The sequence below is a fragment of the Caldimonas tepidiphila genome, assembly GCF_003569765.1.
GTDB classification, from domain to species: Bacteria; Pseudomonadota; Gammaproteobacteria; order Burkholderiales; family Burkholderiaceae_C; genus Caldimonas; species Caldimonas tepidiphila.
On record NZ_QXMG01000037.1, the window covers coordinates 1 to 23,130 of the forward strand.

A 23,130-nucleotide genomic window follows, 5' to 3' on the forward strand; every position below is an offset into this window, starting at 1 on the left:
GTGTCTCCCGCTTCGCCAAGCTGGCTCCCACGCCAGCTTGATTTCGCCAACGGTATCTCTTCCACGTGCGCGCCTCCTACTTCGACGAGACCGCGCGCATCGTCAAGCAGCTCGTGTCGACCGGCGTGAAGAAGATCGCCGTCTTCCACCAGAACGACAGCTACGGCGCGGCCGGCCTCGAGGGCGTGACGCGCGCACTCAAGGGCGCGAACCTCGCCCCGGTGGCGGTCGGCACCGTCGAGCGCAACTCGACCGACGTGGCCGCCGCGGTCCGCGCGATCGGGGCGGCCGCACCGGAAGCCGTGGTGCAGGTCAGCGCCTACAAGTCCTGCGCCGCCTTCATCCGCGAGGCGCGCAAGGCCGGCTACGGCGGCCTGTTCTACAACGTGTCCTTCGTCGGCACGCAGGCGCTCGCCAGCGAGCTCGGCCGCGACGCGCGCGGCGTGATGGTCAGCCAGGTGATGCCCTACCCTTACGGCGGCACCAGCCCGATCGCGCGCGAGTACCTCGACGCGCTCAAGCGCGCCGGCGGCGAGCTGCAGCCCGACTACACCAGCATCGAGGGCTACATCGCCGCGAAGGTCTTCGCCGAGGGCCTGCGCCGTGCGCCGCGGCTCAGTCGCGACGGGCTGATCGCCGGGCTGGAGTCGATCGACAACCTGTCGCTCGGCGGCTTCCATGTCGGCTTCAGCCCGGGCAACCACGTCGCCTCGCGCTTCGTCGAGATGTCGATGCTGGGCGAGGACGGCCGCGTGCGGCGCTGAGACCCGGCCCCGCACAGGCCGGGGGGAGGGATTTGGCGCGCCGCCGCCCCGGGGGATAAACTCAAAATTCCCCGGGAGCCCCCCTGCCATGCGTCTGATCGAATCCATCCTTGCCGACAGCGCGGCGCTCACCGCCATCCGCCGCGACCTCCACGCCCACCCCGAGCTCTCCTTCGAGGAGGTGCGCACCGCGGACCTCGTGGCGCGGCTGCTCGCCGACTGGGGCATCGAGGTGCGGCGCGGCTTCGGCAGGACCGGGGTGGTCGGCATCCTGCGCAACGGCAGCAGCGAACGCACGATCGGCCTGCGCGCGGACATGGATGCGCTGCCCGTCACCGAGCGCAACCAGTTCCCGCACGCGAGCCGCCACCCCGGCAAGATGCACGCCTGCGGCCACGACGGCCACACCGCGATGCTGCTGGCCGCGGCCAAGCACCTGGCGCAGCAGCGCCACTTCGACGGCACCGTGTACTTCGTCTTCCAGCCGGCCGAGGAAGGCGGCGGCGGCGCGCTCGAGATGATGCGCGACGGGCTGTTCGAGCAGTTCCCGATCGAGGCGATGTTCGGCATGCACAACTGGCCCGGCATGCAGGCCGGCCAGTTCGGCATCACCGACGGCCCCTGCTTCGCGTCGAGCAACGAGTTCCGCATCGTCATCCGCGGCAGGGGTTCGCATGCCGCGCTGCCGCACAACGGCATCGACCCGGTGCCGGTGGCCTGCCAGATAGTGCAGGCCTTCCAGACCGTCATCACGCGCAACAAGCGCCCGATCGAGGCCGGCGTGATCTCGGTGACGATGATCCACGCCGGCGAGGCCACCAACGTCGTGCCCGAGAGCTGCGAGATCCAGGGCACGGTGCGCACCTTCACGGTCGAGCTGCTCGACCTGATCGAGCGGCGCATGCGCGAGATCGCCGAGCACACCAGCGCCGCCTTCGGCGCGAGTTGCGAGTTCGAGTTCGTGCGCAGCTACCCGCCGACGATCAACCACCCGGCCGAGACCGCCTTCGTGCGCCGCGTCGCGGCCGAGGTGGTGGGGCCCGAGAACGTGCTCGCCGCCGAGCCGACGATGGGCGCGGAGGACTTCAGCTACTTCCTGCTCGAGAAGCCCGGCTGCTACTTCCTGATCGGCAACGGCGACGGCGCGCACCGCGAGGGCGGCCACGGGCTCGGGCCCTGCATGCTGCACAACCCGAGCTACGACTTCAACGACGAGCTGATCCCGCTCGGCGCGACGCTGTGGGTGCGGCTGGCCGAGCGCTGGCTGGCAACACCGCGGGCCTGAGCCCTCCGCCCTTTCCGGCGGCCCCCGAGTGCGAGCCGCCGAGGGCACGCGATGTCCTTTTTCGATGCCGAGCGGTCCGTTCGCGACGGGCGGCGGGCGCCGCTGCGGGCGACGATGAGGTCCTCTTCCACACCGCCCGAGGAATCGCGATGCAGACCGCCCTCTTGCTGATCGACGCGCAGGAATCCTTCCGCCACCGCCCCTACTGGAGCGAATCCCACGCCGCTCCCTGGTTCGCCCGCACCGCCGCGCTGCTCGACGGCGCCGCCGCGCGCGGCATCCCGGTGGTGCGCATCCTCCATGCCGACGGCGAGGACCGGCCGGACAATCCCTTCGCACCGTCGAGCGGGCTGATCCGGCCGATCGAGGGCCTGCCCGGGATCGCGCCCGCTGCGGAGTTCACGAAGCACCGCCACAGCGCGCTGGTCGGCACCGGACTGCCGGTCTGGCTGCACCAGCGGGGCATCCGGCGCCTGATCGTCTCGGGCATCCGTACCGAGCAATGCTGCGAGACCACCACGCGCCACGCGAGCGACGAGGGCTGGGAGGTCGACTACGTCACCGAGGCGACGCTGACCTTCGACATGCGCACGCCGCGCGGCGGGCTGCTGGACGCGGCGGCGATCGCGGAGCGCACCGAGACCGTGCTAGCCGGCCGCTTCGCGACGATCTGCAGCGTCGGTCAGGCGCTCGAGCGCGCCGCCTGAACGAAAGGGACCCGGCATGTCGCTGAAGGTCGCGATCCTGCTGTTCGACGAGGTCGAGGTGCTCGACTTCGCGGGGCCCTACGAGGTGTTCACCACCGCCAGCCGCCTGGCGCGGCGCGGCGGCGCGGCGGCGCCGTTCGAGGTGTTCACGGTCGCCGCCGAGCCGGGCCCGCGCCGCGCGCGCGCCGGGCTGACGGTGCAGGCGGACCACGGCTTCGCCTCGCACCCACCGGTGGACCTGCTGGTCGTGCCCGGCGGCGTCGTCGACGCCGAGCTGCGGCGCCCGCAGACGCTCGACTGGCTGCGGCACCAGGCGCCGTCCTGCCGGCTGCTGGCCTCGGTCTGCACCGGCTCCTTCCTGCTCGCCGCCGCCGGGCTGCTGGACGGCCTGCCGGCGACGACGCACTGGGAGGACGTCGAGGACCTGCGCGCGCTGCGCCCGGGCCTGGAGGTGCTCGACGGGCCGCGCTGGGTCGATGCCGGCCGCGTCGTGAGCTCGGCCGGCATCTCGGCCGGGATCGACATGAGCCTGCACCTGGTCGAGCGGCTTGCCGGCCGCGGGCTGGCGCTGCGCACCGCACGCCAGATGGACGTCGACTGGCTGGAACGCGGCGTGACGCTCGGCGGCACGCGCGTCGGGGCTCCGGACACGGCACACTTGGCGCTTCCCGTCACGCCCCGCCACCTGCCGCGATGATCGACCTGCTCTTCCTCGTGCTGCCCGACACGCTGCTGCTGGACCTCGCCGGTCCGGCCGAGGCCTTCCGGCTCGCGAACCAGCAGCTCGCGCGGCGCGGACAGCCGCCGGCGTTCCGGCTGCGCTACCTGGGGCCCGACGCGGGCGCCAGTTCCTCGGTCGGGCTGCAGCTCGCCGGGCTCGAGCCGCTGCCCGCAACGCTCGACGCGCCGAGCTGGGTGTTCCTGCTGGGCCGCCCCGGCGAGGCGCAGAGCGTCGTGCAGCGCGGGCCGGCCTGGATCGACACGCGCGACTGGCTGTCGCGCCGGCTCGCACCCGCGCTGCTGCACGGCGCGCCCGGCGGGCACCGACTGCTGACGGTGTGCACCGGCGCGCTGCTCGCGGCCGACGCGGGGCTGGTGGGCCGGCGGCGCGCGACGACGCACCACGAGATGCTCGATGCGCTCAGGGCCATGGCGCCGCAGGCCGAGGTGGTGGCCAACCGGGTGTTCGTGCTCGACGGGCCGCTCGCGACGAGCGCCGGCATCACCGCCGGGATCGACCTCGCGCTGCACCTGATCGGCGAGCACTGCGGCGCGTCGCTCGCCGCCGCCGTCGCGCAGACGATGGTGGTGTTCGTGCGCCGCGGCCCGCAGGACCCGGAGCTGTCGCCGATGCTCGCCTGGCGGCGCCACCTGCACCCGGCGCTGCACCGCGTGCAGGACGCGGTGAGCGCCGCGCCGGCGCAGGACTGGCCGCTCGCGCGCATGGCCGAGCTCGCGCACGTGACGCCGCGCCACCTGACGCGGCTGTTCCGCGAGCATGCCGGCGTCACGCCGCGCGACTACGTCGAGGAACTGCGCCGCACGATGGCACGGCAGGCGCTCGAGCACGGCGCGAGCCGCGCCCGGGCGGCGAAACTCGCCGGCTTCAGCTCCGAGCAGCAGCTGCGCCGCGCGCTGCAGCGGGCGACGCCGGCCTGAACGAGGCCCGGCCCCCGCCCTCAGTCCAGCGCGCCGAGCGCGACCAGCGCCTCGCGGCAGGGCGCCGCGCCGGTGAACTGCAGCGCCTGCCAGCCGCAGGCGCGCGCCGCCTCGACGTTGTGCGCCACGTCGTCGATGAAGACGCAGCGCTCGCCCGGCACGCCGAACACCCGCTCGGCATGGCGGAAGATCGCCGGCTCGGGCTTGATCAGGCCCACCCGCGCCGAGAACACGCCGGCCTCGAACCAGTCGAGGAAGTCGTGCGCCGCCTCCAGGTGGTCGGCGTAGGGCGCGGGCATGTTGGACAGGTAGAACAGCCGGTGGCCGCGCTCCTTCAGCTCGGCCATCAGCGCCACCGTGTCGCGCTGCACCGTCAGGTGCGAGGGCACCGCGTCCACGATGCGACGCACCTCGTCGGCCGGGTGGCCGGTGCGCCGCGCGATGCGCTCGACCAGCGCCTCGGCCTCGTGCTCGCCGCGGTCGAAGCTGGCCCAGTCGCTGCCGGGCACGCAGCCCTGGAAGATCTCGGCGACGAGCCGCGCCGCGCTCTCGTCGCATACCGCGCGGTGCGGCAGCCACTCGCGCAGCAGCCGCGCCGGCTGCCAGGTGAAGAGCACGCCGCCGAAGTCGAACACCAGGTTCATCGGCGCCGTCCTCACGAGCCCGTCCCCGTCAGGCGTCGCAGCAGCGCGGCGGTGGAAGGGTCGAGCCCGGCGGTGTCGCCGCTGGCGAAGCGCGGCAGCAGCGCGTTGCACAGCGCCTTGCCGAGCTCCACGCCCCACTGGTCGAAGCTGTTGATGCCCCACAGCGCGCCGCTGGTGAAGACGCGGTGCTCGTAGAGCGCGACGAGCGCGCCGAGCGAGGCGGGGGTGAGCTGCTCCAGCAGCAGCGTCGTGCTCGGGCGGTTGCCGGGGAAGGTGCGGTGGCGCGCGAGCGTGAGCGGGTCGATGTCCTGCGCCGCGGTCGGCGCCTTCTCGTGGAGCGCCTCCTGGGTGCTCTTGCCGAGCATCAGCGCCTGGCTCTGCGCGAGGCAGTTCGCGAGCAGCTTCACGTGCAGGTCCGGGTGCCGGTGCGTCGGGCGGCGCACCGCGATGAACTCGACCGGGATCAGGTCGCTGCCCTGGTGCAGCATCTGGAAGTAGGCGTGCTGGCCGTTGGTGCCGGGCTCGCCCCAGACCACGGGGCTGGTGCCGTAGGGCAGCGGCTCGCCGTCGAGGTCGACGCGCTTGCCGTTCGATTCCATCTCGAGCTGCTGCAGGTAGGCCGGCAGCCGTTTCAATCCCTGGTGGTAGGGCGCGACGCTGCGGCTCGCGCAGCCGAAGAAGTTGCGGTACCAGACGTCGAGCAGGCCGAGCAGCACCGGCAGGTTGCGCTCGAGCGGCTCGGTGGCGAAATGCCGGTCCATCGCGTGCGCGCCGGCCAGCAGCGCGCGGAAATGCTCGCTGCCGATGGCGATCGCGATCGGCAGCCCGATCGCGCTCCACAGCGAGTAGCGCCCGCCCACCCAGTCCCAGAAGCCGAAGGTGGTGTCGATGCCGAAGGCCGCCGCCGCCTCGACATTGGTCGTCGTCGCGACGAAGTGCTTCGCGATGTCGCTGCCGCCCTGGGCGAGGAACCACTCGCGCGCGACCTGCGCGTTGGCCATCGTCTCCTGCGTCGTGAAGGTCTTGGACGCGACGATGAAGAGCGTCTCCTCCGGCTTCAGGCGGCGCAGCAGCGGCGCGATGTCGTGGCCGTCGACGTTGGAGACGAAGTGCAGCGTGATGCCCGGGTGCACGAAGGCGTCGAGCGCCGGCACCACCATCTGCGGCCCGAGGTCCGAGCCGCCGATGCCGATGTTGACGACATGGCGGATGCCGCTCGCGGCGGTGTCGCGCACCTGCTCGGCGTAGGCGAGCATCGCGTCGAGCACGCGGTGCACGTCCTCGCTGAACGGGCCCTGCCCGCGCGGGGCGCGCAGCGCGGTGTGCAGCACCGCACGGCCCTCGGTGGCGTTGACGGGCTCGCCGGCGAGCATCGCGTCGCGCCGCGCCTCGAGCCGGCACTCGCGCGCGAGCTCGAGCAGCAGGCGCAGCCCGGCCTGGTCGATCAGGTTCTTCGACAGGTCGGCGAACAGCTCCGGCGCGGCGAAGGAGAAGGCCTCGAAGCGGCCGGGGTCGCGCGCGAAGGCCTCGCGCAGGTCGAAGTCGCGGCCGTGCGCCTGCCAGTGGCCCCGCAGCGCGGTCCAGGCGAGGGTGCGGTCGCAGCGCGGTGCGGCCGCCTCCATCACTTCGCTCCCTGCGCTTCGATCAGGCGGTCGAGCTTGATCGCGTCGGCAGCGAAGGCGCGGATGCCCTCGGCGAGCTTCTCGGTGGCCATCGCGTCCTCGTTGAGCGCGAAGCGGAACGAGGCCTCGTCGTAGCGCACCTCCTCCACCGCTGCCGAGCGCGCTGCGGCCGGGTCGAGCCGGCGCTCGACCGGGGCGGTGGAGGCCTGCAGCTCGCTGAGCAGCTCGGGGCTGATCGTCAGCAGGTCGCAGCCGGCGAGCGCCAGGATCTGGCCGGTGTTGCGGAAGCTCGCGCCCATCACCTCGGTCCCGATGCCGAAGTGCTTGTAGTAGTTGTAGATCTGCGTCACGGATTTCACGCCGGGGTCGTTGGCGCCGGCGTTGGCTGCCTCGTCCCACTTCGCGCTGGCGGACTTCTTGTACCAGTCGTAGATACGGCCGACGAAGGGCGAGATCAGCTTCACGCCGGCGGCGCCGCAGGCCACCGCCTGGCAGAACGCGAACAGCAGCGTCAGGTTGCAGTGGATGCCGTCGCGCTCGAGCTCGCGCGCGGCCTGGATGCCTTCCCAGGTGGCGGCGATCTTGACCAGCACCCGCTCGCGCGGCACGCCGGCGAGCTCGTAGAGGTCGATGATGCGGCGCGCGCGCGCGACGGTCGCCGCCGTGTCGAAGCTCAGCCGCGCGTCGACCTCGGTCGACACGCGCCCCGGCACCACCTTCAGGATCTCCAGGCCGAAGCGCACCAGCACCTGGTCGACCAGCTCGTCGAGCGGCTTGCCGGGGTTCGTGGCCACCGCCTCGGCCAGCAGCGGCGCGTAGTCGGGCTGCTGCACCGCCTTGAGGATCAGCGAGGGATTGGTGGTGGCGTCGCGCGGCGAGAAGGCGGCGAGCTGCATGAAGTTGCCGGTGTCGGCCACCACGATGGTGTGTTGCTTGAGGGCGTCGAGGGTCGTCGTCATGGATGCGGGTCCTGCTGGCACAAGGGACAAGATGCGCCCGATTGTCATGCCTTGCGGGCATGAGCCGTGCCGGGCAGCGCACGCAGGCTGCCGCAAGCTCGGGCACGCGGAGCAAGTAACGAGGTTACCTGCAGGTCTCGCCTCGCGATGCACGCGGGGACACCGGCAGGCTCCTGCAAAATTGACGCTCTCCGCCGGCGCGGGCATCATCGGTCGTAACCGCGTTACAACGCGGGTCCGAGCCTTGCCGGAGGATCCGACCGGCCGCGCCTTCCGCGCGACAGGCCCTTTCGCGCACTGCATTCCCACCATGTCCTTCGACCTCGTTTTCTTCGGCGGCACCGGCGACCTCACCTGGCGCAAGCTGATGCCGGCGCTGTTCCAGGCCTTCCGGCACGGCAAGCTGCCCGGGGCCGAGCAGGGCGAGGCGCGCATCCTCGCCGTCGCCCGCGACGATCAGAGCGACGAGCAGTACCGCGCCTGGCTGCACGAGAAGCTGCGCTCGGTCGACGCGTCCAAGCGGCCGAGCGAGGAGGAGTTCGAGCGCTTCGCGCGGCTGATCTTCTACCGGCGCATGGACCTGTCGCAGCCGGAGCACTACCTGCGGCTCAAGGACTGGCTGGCGCACCGGGACGGCGGCCGTCCGGCCGACACGGTGGTGATGTACCTCGCCACCAGCCCGCACCTCTTCCCGGTGATCTGCGAGCAGCTCGGCGCCGCCGGGCTCAACGACGAGCGCGTGCGCGTGGTGCTGGAAAAGCCCCTCGGCCACGACCTGAAGAGCGCGCAGGAGATCAACCGCGTGGTGCGCTCGGTGTTCGCCGAGAACCAGGCGCTGCGCATCGACCACTACCTCGGCAAGCCCTCGGTGCAGAACCTGTCGGCGCTGCGCTTCGGCAACGCCCTGTTCGAGCCGCTGTGGCGGCGCGAGAGCATCGCCAACATCCAGATCACGCTGGCCGAGAGCCTGGGCGTGGGCACGCGCGGCGACTTCTACGACCGCACAGGCGCCTTGCGCGACATGGTCCAGAACCATGCGCTGCAGCTGCTGACGATGATCGCGATGGAGCCGCCGTCGAGCCACGACGCCGACGCGATCCGCGACGAGAAGCTCAAGGTGCTGCGCTCGCTGAAACCCTTCACGCCCGAGTCGGTGGCGCGCGACGTGGTGCGCGGCCAGTACCGCGCCGGCACCGTGGGCGGCCAGCCGGTGCCGGGCTACCTCGAGGAGGCGAAGGTGCCGCCGGGCAGCCGCTGCGAGACCTTCGTCGCGCTGCGCACCGAGGTGCAGAACTGGCGCTGGGCCGGCGTGCCCTTCTACCTGCGCACCGGCAAGCGGCTCGCGGCGCGCGACGCGCAGATCGTCGTGAACTTCCGGCCGGTGCCGCACTGCATCTTCCCCGGCATGCACACCGCGAACAAGCTCGTGATCAAGCTGCAGCCCGAGGACGGGCTGGAGCTGCACCTGCTCGCCGCCAAGGGCAGCGGCCAGCACGAGCACCTCGCCCCCGTCTCTCTCGACCTCGACTTCGACCGTGCCTTCCCGACCGAGCGCGTCGGCGCCTACGAGCGGCTGCTGCTCGACGCGATCGCCGGGCGGCTGAACCTGTTCGTGCGCTCGGACGAGCAGGAGCAGGCCTGGCGCTGGGTGGAGCCGATCCTCGACACCTGGGCGCGCGACAACGCCGGACCGCGCACCTATGCCGCCGGCAGCTGGGGGCCGGCCGCCGCGAGCGCGCTGGTCGCGCGCGACGGCAACGCATGGAGCGAGGAGCAGTGAGGCTCGCGGAGCACGACGCCCGCTCGGCCCCCGCCGAGCCTTCGGCGCCCGAAGGCCAGGAACAGGAGGGCGCGGCGCCGCGCCTGCCCGAGCCGAGCGTCGCGATGCTCGAGCGCATCCGCGCCTCGCTCGCCGCGCTGTCGCCGGCCGAGCAGCGCGTCGCGCAGCTGGTGCTCGAGGAGCCGGCCGCCTTCGCCCGCTCGGCCGTCGGCCAGCTCGCCGCGCGCGCGCAGGTCAGCAAGCCGACCGTGGTGCGCTTCTGCCGCAGCGTCGGCTACGACGGGCTGGCGGACTTCAAGCGCAAGCTCGCCGGCAGCGTCAACGAGGGCGTGCCCTTCGTGCACCGCGCGGTCGACGCGGACGACCGCGCGCCCGAGCTGATCGTCAAGGTGATCGACAATGCGGTGGCGGCGATGCTGCGGCTACGCAACGAGGCGCCGGGCACGGCCTACGAGCGCGCGATAGAGCTGCTCGCGCAGGCGGCGCGCAGCGGGCGCCGCATCGGCTTCTACGGCGTCGGCAACTCGGGCATCGTCGCGCAGGACGCGCAGCACAAGTTCTTCCGCCTCGGCATGAACGCAGTGGCCTGCTGCGACGGCCATGTGCAGGTGATGGCGGCGACGATGCTGCAGCCGGGCGACTGCGTGGTGCTGATCTCCAACTCCGGCAGCAGCCAGGACCTGCTCGACGCGGCCCGCATCGCGCAGGGCAAGGGCGCGGCGACGATCGCGATCACCGCGAGCGGCTCGCCGCTGGCGCAGCAGGCGCAGCTGCTGCTGGCGGCCAACCATCCCGAGGACCACGACCGCTACACGCCGATGGTGTCGCGGCTGCTGCACCTGACGATCATCGACATCCTGAACACGGGTGTCGCGCTGCGGCTCGGCGAGTCGTTGCGGCCGATGCTGCAGGAGATGAAGCACAACCTGCGCGTGAAGCGCCATGCGCCGGCGGAATGAAGAAGAAGAACGCCGCCCGCAGGCGGCGTCGGCGGGCCGGAGAAGGCGAGCGGCCTCAGGCCCCGGCGGCGGCCACCGGGATGATGCCGGCGACGCCGTAGACCTCGGCCAGCGCCGCGAGCCGCGGCGGCAGGTGGCGCACCTCGAAGCGCTTGCCCCAGGCCACCGCGAGCCGCTCGCACTCGAGCAGCACCGCGAGCGCCGACGAGTCGAAGCGCTTGAGGCCCGAGGCGTCGATCAGCAGCAGCTCGCCGGACTGCGCGCGCAGGCTCTGGCGCAGCATGCGCAGCGTGGCCGTGGCCTCGCGGACGGTCAGCGTGTCGGGCAGCAGCAGCACGTCCCGGACTCCGCTCAGCCCTTGCCGCCGGCGGCCGCCTTGTTGCGCTCGGCCAGGCGCGCGATCAGGCCGTCGATGCCGCCCTGGCTGATCTCCTGCGCGAAGCTGCTGCGGTAGTTCTCGACCAGCCACACGCCGAGCACGTTGACGTCGTAGATCTTCCAGCCGGCGGGCGTGGACTCGAGCCGGTAGTCGAGCTGGATCGGCTCGCCGCCGCCGCGCACCTCGGTGCGCACGATGACTTCCTTGTCATCGGGGGCGGAGCGCATCGGCTTGAGCTGCACCGACTGGTCCTTCACCTGCGTGAGCGCGCCGGCGTAGGTGCGCACCAGCAGCGTCTTGAACTCGTCCTGCAGGCGCTTCTGCTGCTCGGGCGTCGCCTGGCGCCAGTAGCGGCCGACCGACGAGGCGGTCATGCGGCGGAAGTTCACGTGCGGCAGGATCTTGCTGTCGACCAGCGCGATGATGCGCTGCGTGTCGCCGGCCTGGATGGCCTTGTCGGCCTTGACGGCCTCGATCACCTCGGTGGAGATGTCGCGGATCAGCGCATCGGGCGCCCTGGGCGCGGTCTGCGCCCAGGCCGGCGCGGCCAGCAGCGCGGCGGCGCCGATCGAGACGGCGACGAAGAGGCGGCGGTTCAACAATGACATGACATCCTTTCGTGACGGGCACTCGGGCCCGGCATTGAGACTCCCGGGGCGGCCGATGGTTCGCCCCCGAGGCGACCCGGCCGCGCCCCGGTCAGGGCTTCGGATCCGGCGCGGCGCGCCCCTCGGGACCGGCGGCCGTCGGGCCCGGTGCGGCGGCAGAGGCGTCGGCGTCGGCGGCCGACGCGGACTCGGGCGAAGACGCGAGCGAGGTTTCCTCCTCGTCCAGGTCCCAGCGCACCTCCTTCTCGGCCTCCGGCGGGTTGCCGTCGTGGACCAGCGAGCGGCGGCGCTGCAGGTAGGCATCGCGCACGAACAGGTACTTGTCGATCGCGACGTCCTCCACCACGCCGCTCGCGCCGAGCAGCCGCGCCCGGGTGTGCACCAGCTGCAGCCCGGTCAGCGAGTTGCGGGCGGCCACCTCGTTGACCACCAGGTTCGGCGTGGCCTGCAGGTCCAGCGGCAGCGCCGACGCGTCGCGCAGCGTCGAGGCGCCGAGGATCGGCAGCACGAGATAGGGCCCCGAGGGCACGCCCCAGCGGCCGAGCGTCTGCCCGAGGTCCTCCGGCTGCGCCTCGATGCCCATCGCGCTGGCCCAGTCGAGCAGCCCGCCGATGCCGAAGACGGTGTTCACCGCCACGCGCATCGTGTTGTGCACCGTCGCGGTGGGCTTGAGCTGCAGCAGGCTGTTGACCGCCGACCAGGCGTCGGAGAAGTTCGCGTACACGTTCGTGACGCCCTGGCGCACCAAGCTTGGCACCACGTCCTGGTAGACGTTGGCGGCGGGCTGGAGCACGGCGCGGTCCGCGGCCTCGTTGAAGCGGAACACCGAGCGGTTCCAGGACTCCAGCGGGTCGCGCGGATCGCGCGCGTCGACGGTGGCGCAACCGAACAGCGACAGGCACACCGCCGCGACCGCGGCCGTTCGCATCCAGCGCAATCGCAGGTCTGGCTTCATCGCTTCGCTCCCGTACCGGCGGCCGGCGCGGGTGCCGGCGCCGCAGCGCCATCGGCCGCCTTGCTGTAGAGGAACTGTCCGATCAGGTTCTCGAGCACCACGGCGGACTGGGTCTGGCGGATCACGTCGCCGGCGGCGAGGTTCTCCTCCTCGGCGCCCGGCTCCAGTCCGATGTACTGCTCGCCCAGCAGGCCGGAGGTGAGGATCTTGGCCGAGCTGTCCTTCGGGAAGGCGAAGCGCTTGTCCAGCTCCAGCACGACGCGTGCCTGGAAGGTCTTGTCGTCGAAGCCGATCGACGCGACACGGCCGACCACGACCCCGGCGCTCTTGACCGGCGCACGCGGCTTCAGGCCGCCGATGTTGTCGAAGCGCGTCTCGACCTCGTAGCCCTCCGAGAGGGACAGGTTCAGCAGGTTGCCGGCCTTCAGGGCCAGGAACAGGATGGCCGCCGCGCCGATCAGCACGAACAGCCCCACCCACACATCATGACGTGACTTCTGCACCGTCTTCTCCCTCGGGGCCGTGCGTGCTCGCATGCCCGCCCTGCCCCGACTTCATCAAATCGAAAACATCAGCGCCGTGAGCACGAAGTCGAGCCCCAGCACCGCCAGCGACGCCACCACCACGGTGCGCGTGGTCGCGCGCGACACGCCCTCGGGCGTCGGGCGGCTCTCGTAGCCCTGCAGCAGCGCGACGAAGGTGACCGTGACGCCGAACACCAGGCTCTTGAGCAGGCCGTTGCCGACGTCGCGGAACACGTCGACGCCGCCCTGCATCTGCGACCAGAACGCACCCGCGTCGACGCCGAGCAGCGGCACGCCCACCACCCAGCCGCCCAGGATGCCGACCGCGCTGAAGATCGCCGCCAGCAGGGGCATCGCGATCACGCCGCCCCAGAAGCGCGGCGCGAGCACGCGCTGCACCGGGTCGACCGCCATCATCTCCATCGCCGCGAGCTGCTCGCCGGCCTTCATCAGGCCGATCTCGGCGGTAAGCGAGGTGCCGGCGCGCCCGGCGAAGAGCAGCGCCGCGACCACGGGCCCGAGCTCGCGCACGAGAGAGAGCGCCACCATCAGCCCGAGCGACTCGGCCGAGCCGTAGCGCTGCAGGATGTAGTAGCCCTGCAGCGCGAGCACGAAGCCGATGAACAGGCCCGAGACGACGATGATCGCCATCGAGTGGTTGCCGAGGAAGTGCAGCTGGTCGACGACCAGCCGCGGCCGCCCGAAGCTGCGCCCGCCGAGCAGCACCAGCCGCAGCAGCAGCCGCGCGGCATAGCCGATGTCGTGCAGCTTCTGGCGCACCGCGAAGCCGAGGTTCGCCGGATGGAGCCGGTTCATCGCGCCACCCGGAAGTCGTTCGCGACGTCGGCCGCGGGGTAATGGAAACGCACCGGGCCGTCGGCCTGCGCGTCGACGAACTGGCGCACCAGCGGGTCGTCGGTGGCGCGCATCTCGGCCGGCGTGCCCTGCGCGGCGATGCGGCCGTTGGCGAGGAAGACCACGTGGTCGGCGATCAGGAAGGTCTCGTCGACGTCGTGCGACACGACGATGCTGGTCAGGCCCAGCGTGTCGTTGAGCTCGCGGATCAGCCGCGCGGCGATGCCCATCGAGATCGGGTCGAGTCCGGCGAAGGGCTCGTCGTACAGCACCAGCTCCGGGTCGAGCGCGATCGCGCGCGCCAGCGCCACGCGCCGCGCCATGCCGCCCGAGACCTCGCTCGGCATCAGGTCGCGCGCGCCGCGCAGCCCCACCGCGTTGAGCTTCATCAGCACCAGGTCGCGGATCAGCGCCTCGGGCAGGTCGGTGTGCTCGCGCAGCGGAAAGGCCACGTTCTCGAACACCGACAGGTCGGTGAAGAGCGCGCCGAACTGGAACAGCATGCCCATGCGGCGGCGGATCGCGTAGAGCTGCGCCTGGTCCATCTTCGCGATGTCCTGCCCGTCGAAGCGCACCTCGCCGGCCTGCGGCCGCACCTGGCCGCTGAGCAGCCGCAGCACGGTGGTCTTGCCGCCGCCCGAGGTGCCCATCAGCGCCACCACCTTGCCGCGCGGCACGACCAGCGAGATGTCGTCGAGCACCACGCGCTCCCCATAGCCGAAGCGCACGCCGCGCAACTCGACGAGCGGCGGGTTCCTGGGCAGCGGAGCGAGGGCGGGTGCGGACAAATTCATCGGGGGCGCAGAACAAAAAGCCGGCGTCGTCAAGACACCGGCGACTGGATGATAGGGGAAAACACGGGCTCATGAAGTCAGGACCGTTGCAGTTCCCCCACGTGACGGCCCGATGAAAAAAGCCGCCCGGAGGCGGCTTGGCAGGACCGACGGGGGCGGCGTCCCGCCCCGCGACGGCTCGCGGGCTTCAGCGCGGCAGGTCGCTCGCGCCCATCAGGAACTCGTCGATCGCGCGCGCGGCCTGGCGGCCCTCGCGGATCGCCCACACCACCAGCGACTGGCCACGGCGCATGTCGCCGGCGGCGAACACCTTCGCGGCGCTCGTCGCGTAGCCGCCGATGAAGTCGGTGGAGGCGCGCGCGTTGCCGCGGGCCTCCCGCTCGACGCCGAAGCCGTCGAGGATGGTGGCCACGGGGCTCACGAAGCCCATCGCCAGCAGCACGAGGTCGGCCTTGAGGATCTGCTCGGAGCCCGGCACCTCGACCATCTTGCCGTCCTTGAGCTCGATGCGCACGGTCTTGATCGCGGTGACCTTGCCGTTCTCGCCGATGAACTCCTTGGTCGAGATCGCGAACTCGCGATCGCAGCCCTCCTCGTGGCTCGAGGAGGTGCGCAGCTTGTACGGCCAGTACGGCCAGGTCAGCGCCTTGTTCTCGTGCTCCGGGGGCATCGGCATCAGCTCGAACTGGATGACACTGGCCGCGCCGTGGCGGTTCGACGTGCCGACGCAGTCACTGCCGGTGTCGCCGCCGCCGATGACGATGACGTGCTTGCCGGTGGCCATCAGGCGGCCGTCGAGCTTGTCGCCGGCGTTGACCTTGTTCTGCGGCGCGAGGAACTCCATCGCGAAGTGGATGCCGTCCAGCTCACGTCCCGGGGCCGGCAGGTCGCGCGGCTGCTCGGCGCCACCGGCCAGCAGCACGGCATCGAAGTCCTGCTGCAGCTGCGCCGGGCTGATTGTCTCGATGGACCAGTTCGCCACGCGCGAGCCGGCGGGCAGCTCGCCCACCATCACGCCGGTGCGGAAGGTCACGCCCTCGGCCCGCATCTGCTCGACGCGGCGGTCGATCAGGCCCTTCTCCATCTTGAAGTCGGGGATGCCGTAGCGCAGCAGGCCACCGACGCGGTCGTTCTTCTCGAACACCGTGACGTCGTGGCCGACGCGCGCGAGCTGCTGCGCCGCGGCCATGCCGGCGGGGCCGGAGCCGACGATCGCGACCTTCTTGCCGGTCTTGCGCTTCGGCGGCTGCGGCGCGAGCCAGCCCTCGGCCCAAGCGCGGTCGGCGATGGCGCGCTCGATCGACTTGATGCCCACCGGCTCCTCGTTCACGTTCAGCGTGCACGCCGCCTCGCAGGGCGCCGGGCAGATGCGGCCGGTGAACTCGGGGAAGTTGTTGGTCTGGTGCAGCACCGCGGACGCGTTGGCCCAGTCGTTGCGGTACACCAGGTCGTTGAAGTCCGGAATGATGTTGTTGACCGGGCAGCCGTTGTTGCAGAACGGGATGCCGCAGTCCATGCAGCGCGCGGCCTGCACGTTGGCCTGCGGCTCCTGCAGCACCGCGACGAATTCCTTGTAGTGCTTCAGGCGCTGCGAGGGGGCTTCATAAGCCTCTTCCACGCGCTCGTATTCCATGAAGCCGGTGACCTTACCCATTGTTGTGCTCCAGATTCCATGTCGGAGAGCCGCCCGGGAACGCGCGCCTCGCGCGCCCCGGGGGCCTGGGCGCGGCCGGCTCCTGGAGCCGACCGCGCCCACTCGTCGTTCTCTACATCACTTGGCCGGGACGGCCTTGCTGCCCTTCTTCTCGTCGCCGCGTGCCTTCGCGATGGTCGCGTCGGCCTGCTTGCGGGCGTGGATCTCGCCCAGCGCGCGCTTGTACTCGCTCGGGAACACCTTCACGAACTTGGCGCGGGCCTCGTTCCAGTTCTCGAGGATCTCGCGGGCGCGCAGCGAGCCGGTCCAGCGGTGGTGGTCCTCGACGAGCTTCTTCAGCAGCGCCTCGTCGGTCTGGCCCTTGTGCCAGATCGCCGGATCGACCGTCGCCTGCTGCTCGGTGGTGCCAAGCACCTTGTCGAGCGAGACCATCGCGGTGTTGCAGCGCGAGGCGAACTTGCCGTCCTCGTCGTAGACATAGGCCACGCCGCCCGACATGCCCGCCGCGAAGTTGCGGCCGGTCTTGCCGAGCACGACCACGGTGCCGCCGGTCATGTACTCGCAGCCGTGGTCGCCCGTGCCCTCGACGACGGTGGTCGCGCCCGACAGGCGCACCGCGAAGCGCTCGCCCGCCACGCCGCGGAAGAAGGCCTCGCCCTCGGTCGCGCCGTAGAGCACGGTGTTGCCGACGATGATGTTCTTGGTCGAATCACCGCGGAACTCGATGCTCGGGCGCACCACCACGCGGCCACCCGACAGGCCCTTGCCGGTGTAGTCGTTGGCGTCGCCGATCAGGTACATCGTGATGCCGCGCGCCAGGAAGGCACCGAAGCTCTGGCCGCCGGTGCCCTCCATCTGGATGCGGATCGTGTCGTCCGGCAGCCCCTCGGGATGGCGCTTGACCAGCTCGCCCGACAGCATCGCGCCGACGGTGCGGTTGACGTTGCGCGCGGTCTCCATGAACTGCACCTTCTCGCCGCGCTCGAGCGCCGCCCTCGACTTCTCGATCAGGCGCACGTCGAGCGCGCGATCGAGGCCGTGGTCCTGCGTCTCGACCTGCAGGCGCGGCACGTCGGCCGCGACGGCCGGCTGGTAGAACACGCGGCTGAAGTCCAGGCCGCGCGCCTTCCAGTGCTCCACGCCCTTCTTCGTGTCGAGCAGGTCGGAGCGGCCGATCAGCTCGTCGAAGGTGCGGATGCCGAGCTGCGCCATGATCTGGCGCGCTTCCTCGGCAACGAAGAAGAAGTAGTTCACCACGTGCTCGGGCTTGCCCGAGAACTTCCGGCGCAGATCCGGATCCTGCGTGGCCACGCCCACCGGGCAGGTGTTGAGGTGGCACTTGCGCATCATGATGCAGCCCTCGACCACCAGCGGCGCGGTGGCGAAGCCGAACTCCTCGGCGCCGAGCAGCGCGCCGACCACCACGTCGCGGCCGGTCTTCATCTGGCCGTCGGCCTGCACGCGGATGCGGTTGCGCAGGCGGTTGAGCACCAGCGTCTGCTGCGTCTCGGCCAGGCCCAGCTCCCACGGGGTGCCGGCATGCTTGATCGACGACCAGGGCGAGGCGCCCGTGCCGCCGTCGTGACCGGCGATCACCAGGTGGTCGGCCTTGGCCTTCGCGACACCTGCCGCGATCGTGCCGACGCCGACCTCGGACACCAGCTTCACCGAGATGTCCGAGCGCGGGTTGACGTTCTTCAGGTCGTGGATGAGCTGCGCCAGGTCCTCGATCGAGTAGATGTCGTGGTGCGGCGGCGGCGAGATCAGGCCCACGCCCGGCACCGAGTGGCGCAGGAAGCCGATGTAGTCGGAGACCTTGCCGCCGGGCAGCTGGCCGCCCTCGCCGGGCTTGGCGCCCTGGGCCATCTTGATCTGGATCTGGTCCGCGGAGACCAGGTACTCGGTCGTGACGCCGAAGCGGCCCGACGCGACCTGCTTGATCTTCGAGCGCAGCGAGTCGCCGTCCTGCATCTCGTAGTCGGCCTCGATCACCTGGGGGCCGACCACGTCCGACACCTTGGTGCCGGTGGTGATCTTGATGCCCTTCAGTTCATTGCGGTAGCGCGCCGGGTCCTCGCCGCCCTCGCCGGTGTTGGACTTGCCGCCGATGCGGTTCATCGCGATCGCCAGCGTCGAGTGCGCTTCCGTGCTGATCGAGCCGAGCGACATCGCGCCGGTGGCGAAGCGCTTGACGATCTCGGCCGCGGGCTCGACCTCGTCCACGGGAATCGCCTTGCTCGGATCGACCTTGAACTCGAACAGGCCGCGCAGCGTCATGTGACGGCGCGACTGGTCGTTGATGATCTGCGCGTATTCCTTGTAGGTCTCGAACTTGCCGGCCCGGGTGCTGTGCTGGAGCTTGGCGATCGCGTCGGGCGTCCACATGTGCTCCTCGCCGCGCACGCGCCAGGCGTACTCGCCGCCGCTGTCGAGCATGTTCTTGAGCGTCGGGTCCTCGCCGAAGGCGGCGATGTGCATGCGCAGCGCTTCCTCGGCGACCTCGAACACGCCGATGCCGGCGACCTGGCTGGCGGTGCCGCGGAAGTACTTGTCGACCAGCTCGCGGTTCAAGCCGATGGCCTCGAACAGTTGCGCGCCGCAGTACGACATGTAGGTCGACACGCCCATCTTCGACATGATCTTCGAGAGACCCTTGCCGATCGCCTTGATGTAGTTGTAGACCGCCTTCTCAGCCGAGAGGTTGCCCGGCAGGTCCTTGTGCGTCGCGACCAGGGTTTCCAGCGCGAGGTAGGGGTGCACGGCCTCGGCGCCGTAGCCGGCGAGCACCGCGAAGTGGTGCACCTCGCGGGCGGAGCCGGTCTCGACCACGAGGCCCGCGGTCGTGCGCAGGCCCTCGCGCACCAGGTGCTGGTGGATCGCGGACAGCGCGAGCAGCGCCGGGATCGCCACGTGGCCGCGGTCCATGCGGCGGTCGGTGATGATCAGGATGTTGTTGCCACCCTTGATGGCATCGACCGCCTCAGCGCACAGCGACGCGAGCTTGGCCTCGACGCCCTCTCGGCCCCAGGCGAACGGGTAGGTGATGTCGAGCTCGTAGCTCTTGAACTTGCCGCCGGTGTGCTTCTCGATCGAGCGCAGGCGCGCCATGTCGTCGAAGTCCAGCACCGGCTGGGCCACCTCGAGACGCATCGGCGGGTTGACGGCGTTGATGTCGAGCAGGTTCGGCTTCGGGCCGATGAAGGACACCAGCGACATCACGATCGCCTCGCGGATCGGGTCGATCGGCGGGTTCGTGACCTGCGCGAACAGCTGCTTGAAGTAGCTGTACAGCGGCTTGTTCTTGTCGGACAGCACGGCCAGCGGGCTGTCGTTGCCCATCGAGCCGATACCCTCCTCGCCGGAGGTCGCCATCGGCGCGAGCAGGAACTTCAGGTCCTCCTGCGTGTAGCCGAAGGCCTGCTGGCGGTCGAGCAGCGACTCGCCGAACTGCACCGGCGCGGCCTGGGCCTCGATCCCGTCGAGGCGCACGCGCACGTTCTCGATCCATTGGCGGTAGGGCTTGGCGGACGCGAACTGGTTCTTCAGTTCCTCGTCGTCGACGATGCGGCCCTGCTCGAAGTCGATCAGGAACATCTTGCCCGGCTGCAGGCGCCACTTCTTGACGATCTTGGTCTCCGGGATCATCGGCAGCACGCCGGACTCGGAGGCCATCACGACGAGGTCGTCGTCGGTGACGATGTAGCGCGCCGGGCGCAGGCCGTTGCGGTCGAGCGTCGCGCCGATCTGGCGGCCGTCGGTGAAGACCATCGCGGCCGGGCCGTCCCAGGGCTCGACCATCGCAGCGTGGTACTCGTAGAACGCGCGGCGGCGCTCGTCCATCAGCGTGTGCTGCTCCCAGGCCTCCGGGATCATCATCATCGCCGCGTGCGCAAGCGGGTAGCCGGCCATCGTCAGCAACTCGAGCGCGTTGTCGAAGGTCGCGGTGTCGGACTGGCCCTCGAAGCTGATCGGGTAGAGCTTCTGCAGGTCGTCACCGAGCACGGGCGACTTCATCACGCCCTCGCGAGCGCGCATCCAGTTGAAGTTGCCCTTAACGGTGTTGATCTCGCCGTTGTGCGCCACCATGCGGTAGGGGTGGGCGAGCGGCCACTCGGGGAAGGTGTTGGTCGAGAAGCGCTGGTGCACGAGCGCCAGCGCCGAGACCGTGCGAGCATCCTGCAGGTCGAGGTAGTACTTGCCGACCTGATCGGCGAGCAGCAGGCCCTTGTAGATGATCGTGCGGCAGCTCATGCTGGGCACGTAGTACTCGCGGCTGTGGGTGAGCTGCAGCTTCTGGATCGCGCTGGACGCGGTCTTGCGGATCACGTAGAGCTTACGCTCGAGCGCGTCGGGGACGATGATGTCCGGGCCCCGGCCGATGAAGACCTGGCGGATCACCGGCTCCTTCTCCCGCACCGTCGGGCTCATCGGCATCTCGCGGTCGACCGGCACGTCGCGCCAGCCGAGCAGCACCTGGCCCTCGGCCTTGATCGCGCGCTCGAGTTCGTTCTCGCAGGCGAGGCGCGAGGCGTGCTCCTTCGGCAGGAAGACCATGCCGACGCCGTACTCGCCGGGCGGCGGCAGCTCGACGCCCTGCGCGGCCATCTCGGCGCGGTAGAACTCGTCGGGGATCTGGATCAGGATGCCGGCGCCGTCGCCCATCAGCGGGTCGGCACCGACCGCGCCGCGGTGGTCGAGGTTCTCGAGGATCTTCAGGCCCTGCTCGACGATCGAGTGCGCCTTCTGGCCCTTGATGTGCGCCACGAAACCGACGCCGCAGGCGTCTTTCTCGTTCGCCGGGTTGTACAGGCCGTGCGAGGCCAGTGCTGCGATTTCTGCGGGCTGGGTTGCCCCGGTGGTGGCCTTGCTCATGGCGCACTCCTGTTCAACGTTAGGGAGGGGCGCAAGCGTAAAGCAAGGGGGTTTTCCCTTCAAGCCGAATAAATCGGGGTCAGAGTCAAATTACTCAAGCAGCACCAGGATTGTGCGATTTTTTTGGGGACAGAGTGATTTTCGCCCCGACAGCGGGCATTGCCACGCCCCCTTTCACTGCGACGGACTCAGGCGTCTTGCGGGGCCGGCCTGGCGGTTTCGGGGCTGCGGCATGGCCGGCCCGCTGCAGTTGCTGCAGGAAGGCCGGCGAGCCGAGTGGCCAGCCGCGCAGCGCCGATTCGCTCAGCGCCCGCAGGTCCGCCGCGCTCGGCAGCGTTTCGAACAAGCGCCGGTAGGCGGCCTCGCGCTCGAAGGGCGTGTTACCGAGCGCCCAGTACAGCGCATGCCCCGACACGAGCGGGTCGTTGCGGGCACCCCGGTGGTGCGCATGGCTCGACCAGCGCCAGTCCTCAGCCCGCTCGCACAGCCCGGCGCGCACCGGGCTCTGCTCGATGTAGCAGCAGCAGGGCAGAAAGTAGCGCGTCGGCTCCAGCACGGCGGCGCGGTAGCGCCCCTCCCACAGCGTGCCGCTGCGCCCGTGCCGGGCGTTGAAGGCAGCGACGTAGCGCCGGCCGAGCGCCTGCATCATGCGGCCCAGCGCCTCGGCGTCCGGCGGCGTCGCGAGCAGCATCACCTCGTCGGGCAGCAGCACGTAGGCATGGACCGCGACGCGCTGGTTTGCCGCCGCCTCGCGCAGCGCGGCAAGATAGGCCTCGCGGTCGGTGTCGTCGACGAACACCGGCTGGCGGTTGTGGCCGCGCTGGATCAGCAGGTGGGGAAGGCCTGGCAGGACGAGGCGGGGCAGGCGGGCCATGACGGGAGCGGAGCTGGGGCCGCGCATTCTAAGAGCAGCGGCGAGGCGCCCGGCAGCATCCGCCACGGCAACCGGAGCGGGCGCCCACCTCTTCCCGCTACCACGACATGTGCGCCCGGCTGCGCTTCAGAACACCCGCTGCCCGGTCAGCCGCTCGTGCTCGCGCAGGGCGAAGCGGTCGGTCATGCCGGCGATGTAGTCGGCCACCGCGCGCATGCGGTCCTGCGCCTGCGCGTAGCCGGCCGGCAGCTCCTGGGGAGCCGCGACGTAGGCGTCGAAGAGCTCCCGCACCACCTGCCGGGCCTTGCCGGTGGTCTCCACCACCTGCGGATGGCGGTACAGGTTCGCGAACAGGAAGCGCTTGAGCACCGTGCTCTCGGCCTTCATCGCCTCGCTGAAGCACACCAGCGGCGGCGCGCGGCGCACCTCGTCCTCGCTCTGCGGCCCATGCTGCGCCAGACGCGCCCGGGTCGCGTTGATCAGGTCGTAGACCTGCTCGGTCAGCATGCGACGGATCGTCTCGAACAGCAGCCGGCGGCCCTGCAGTTGCGGATGCTCGGCCAGCGCGGCGTCGCGGCAGTCGCGGAACAGCGGCACGGCATCGAGCTGCTCGAAGGCGAGCAGCCCCGAGCGCACGCCGTCGTCGATGTCGTGCGCGTTGTAGGCGATCTCGTCGGCGAGGTTGCACAGCTGCGCCTCGAGGCCCGGCTGCGTGCCCTCCAGGAAGCGCCGCCCGAGCTCGCCGAGCCGCTGCGCGTTGGCGCGCGAGCAGTGCTTCAGGATGCCCTCGCGCGTCTCGAAGGTGAGGTTGAGCCCGTCGAAGGCCGGGTAGCGCTCCTCGAGCGCATCGACCACGCGCAAGCTCTGCAGGTTGTGCTCGAAGCCGCCGTGCTCGCGCATGCAGGCGTTGAGCTCGTCCTGGCCGGCGTGGCCGAAGGGGGTGTGGCCGAGGTCGTGCGCGAGCGCGACCGCCTCGACCAGGTCCTCGTGCAGCCCGAGCGAGCGCGCCACCGAGCGGCCGAGCTGCGCGACCTCCAGCGAATGCGTCAGCCGCGTGCGGAACAGGTCGCCCTCGTGGTTCAGGAAGACCTGCGTCTTGTAGACCAGGCGCCGGAACGCCGTGCTGTGCACGATGCGGTCGCGGTCGCGCTGGAAGTCGTTGCGCGTCGGCGCCGGCGCCTCCGCGTGGCGCCGCCCGCGCGAGCGTTCCGGCCAGCAGGCGTAGGGCGCCAGCAT

The 23,130-nt window shown here is 70.9% G+C and carries 19 protein-coding genes and 1 pseudogene; 7 read left to right on the top strand and 13 right to left on the bottom strand.

The window, feature by feature from the left end; all coding sequences use genetic code 11:
• Positions 1 to 50: 50 nt before the first annotated feature.
• From D3A59_RS18375 to D3A59_RS18395, 5 genes and pseudogenes are all read left to right on the top strand, one after another.
• Positions 51 to 764: pseudogene (locus D3A59_RS18375) on the top strand (ABC transporter substrate-binding protein); the annotation flags it as partial.
• Between the two features lie 88 nt (positions 765 to 852).
• Positions 853 to 2,049, top strand: a complete 1,197-nt coding sequence (locus D3A59_RS18380) for a M20 aminoacylase family protein (RefSeq protein WP_119156787.1) — start codon at positions 853 to 855, stop codon at positions 2,047 to 2,049.
• A gap of 149 nt (positions 2,050 to 2,198) precedes the next feature.
• Positions 2,199 to 2,756: a cysteine hydrolase family protein gene (locus D3A59_RS18385; RefSeq protein WP_119156788.1), complete on the top strand. Its 558-nt coding sequence runs from the start codon at positions 2,199 to 2,201 to the stop codon at positions 2,754 to 2,756.
• A 16-nt stretch (positions 2,757 to 2,772) separates the two neighbouring features.
• Positions 2,773 to 3,453, top strand: coding sequence for a DJ-1/PfpI family protein (locus D3A59_RS18390; protein WP_119156789.1), 681 nt, complete (start codon positions 2,773 to 2,775; stop codon positions 3,451 to 3,453).
• A complete protein-coding gene (locus D3A59_RS18395; RefSeq protein WP_119156790.1) occupies positions 3,450 to 4,415 on the top strand; it encodes a GlxA family transcriptional regulator in 966 nt (321 codons plus the stop codon). The genes D3A59_RS18390 and D3A59_RS18395 overlap by 4 nt, the downstream gene beginning before the upstream one ends.
• A 20-nt stretch (positions 4,416 to 4,435) precedes the next feature.
• Here the strand turns inward: D3A59_RS18395 and D3A59_RS18400 are convergent, their stop codons facing one another.
• The 3 genes from D3A59_RS18400 to tal are packed head-to-tail and all read right to left on the bottom strand — an operon-like array spanning position 4,436 to position 7,640.
• Positions 4,436 to 5,059 (bottom strand): HAD family hydrolase, encoded by a 624-nt coding sequence (locus tag D3A59_RS18400; protein WP_119156791.1) that lies wholly within the window; start codon positions 5,057 to 5,059, stop codon positions 4,436 to 4,438.
• An 11-nt stretch (positions 5,060 to 5,070) separates the two neighbouring features.
• Complete coding sequence (gene pgi / locus D3A59_RS18405) at positions 5,071 to 6,681, bottom strand: glucose-6-phosphate isomerase (RefSeq protein ID WP_119156792.1); 1,611 nt, start codon at positions 6,679 to 6,681, stop codon at positions 5,071 to 5,073.
• Complete coding sequence (gene tal / locus D3A59_RS18410) at positions 6,681 to 7,640, bottom strand: transaldolase (protein WP_119156793.1); 960 nt, start codon at positions 7,638 to 7,640, stop codon at positions 6,681 to 6,683. The genes pgi and tal overlap by 1 nt, the downstream gene beginning before the upstream one ends.
• 310 nt (positions 7,641 to 7,950) lie before the next feature.
• Between tal and zwf the strand changes: the two genes are divergently transcribed.
• Positions 7,951 to 9,420, top strand: coding sequence for a glucose-6-phosphate dehydrogenase (zwf, locus tag D3A59_RS18415; RefSeq protein ID WP_119156794.1), 1,470 nt, complete (start codon positions 7,951 to 7,953; stop codon positions 9,418 to 9,420).
• A 104-nt stretch (positions 9,421 to 9,524) separates the two neighbouring features.
• Positions 9,525 to 10,379 (top strand): SIS domain-containing protein, encoded by an 855-nt coding sequence (locus D3A59_RS18420; protein ID WP_119156829.1) that lies wholly within the window; start codon positions 9,525 to 9,527, stop codon positions 10,377 to 10,379.
• A 55-nt stretch (positions 10,380 to 10,434) separates the two neighbouring features.
• Here the strand turns inward: D3A59_RS18420 and D3A59_RS18425 are convergent, their stop codons facing one another.
• The 10 genes from D3A59_RS18425 to D3A59_RS18470 form a co-directional block, all read right to left on the bottom strand.
• Positions 10,435 to 10,716, bottom strand: coding sequence for an STAS domain-containing protein (locus D3A59_RS18425; protein WP_119156795.1), 282 nt, complete (start codon positions 10,714 to 10,716; stop codon positions 10,435 to 10,437).
• A 14-nt stretch (positions 10,717 to 10,730) separates the two neighbouring features.
• Positions 10,731 to 11,366: an MlaC/ttg2D family ABC transporter substrate-binding protein gene (locus tag D3A59_RS18430; RefSeq protein ID WP_119156796.1), complete on the bottom strand. Its 636-nt coding sequence runs from the start codon at positions 11,364 to 11,366 to the stop codon at positions 10,731 to 10,733.
• A 91-nt stretch (positions 11,367 to 11,457) separates the two neighbouring features.
• Positions 11,458 to 12,321 carry an MlaA family lipoprotein gene (locus D3A59_RS18435; protein ID WP_240636113.1) on the bottom strand — a complete coding sequence of 288 codons (864 nt, stop codon included), beginning with the start codon at positions 12,319 to 12,321 and terminating at the stop codon, positions 11,458 to 11,460.
• Positions 12,318 to 12,824, bottom strand: a complete 507-nt coding sequence (gene mlaD, locus D3A59_RS18440; protein WP_119156798.1) for an outer membrane lipid asymmetry maintenance protein MlaD — start codon at positions 12,822 to 12,824, stop codon at positions 12,318 to 12,320. Before mlaD ends, D3A59_RS18435 begins: the two co-directional genes overlap by 4 nt.
• Positions 12,825 to 12,878: 54 nt before the next feature.
• Positions 12,879 to 13,661 carry a lipid asymmetry maintenance ABC transporter permease subunit MlaE gene (gene mlaE / locus D3A59_RS18445; RefSeq protein WP_119156799.1) on the bottom strand — a complete coding sequence of 261 codons (783 nt, stop codon included), beginning with the start codon at positions 13,659 to 13,661 and terminating at the stop codon, positions 12,879 to 12,881.
• Positions 13,658 to 14,494, bottom strand: coding sequence for an ABC transporter ATP-binding protein (locus D3A59_RS18450; protein WP_119156800.1), 837 nt, complete (start codon positions 14,492 to 14,494; stop codon positions 13,658 to 13,660). Before D3A59_RS18450 ends, mlaE begins: the two co-directional genes overlap by 4 nt.
• Positions 14,495 to 14,681: 187 nt before the next feature.
• A complete protein-coding gene (locus D3A59_RS18455; RefSeq protein ID WP_119156801.1) occupies positions 14,682 to 16,148 on the bottom strand; it encodes a glutamate synthase subunit beta in 1,467 nt (488 codons plus the stop codon).
• 117 nt (positions 16,149 to 16,265) lie between these two features.
• Positions 16,266 to 21,020, bottom strand: a complete 4,755-nt coding sequence (locus D3A59_RS18460; RefSeq protein WP_119156802.1) for a glutamate synthase-related protein — start codon at positions 21,018 to 21,020, stop codon at positions 16,266 to 16,268.
• Positions 21,021 to 21,114: 94 nt separating this feature from the next.
• Complete coding sequence (locus D3A59_RS18465; RefSeq protein WP_240636114.1) at positions 21,115 to 21,894, bottom strand: transposase; 780 nt, start codon at positions 21,892 to 21,894, stop codon at positions 21,115 to 21,117.
• A 126-nt stretch (positions 21,895 to 22,020) separates the two neighbouring features.
• Positions 22,021 to 23,130: a deoxyguanosinetriphosphate triphosphohydrolase gene (locus tag D3A59_RS18470; protein ID WP_119156803.1), complete on the bottom strand. Its 1,110-nt coding sequence runs from the start codon at positions 23,128 to 23,130 to the stop codon at positions 22,021 to 22,023.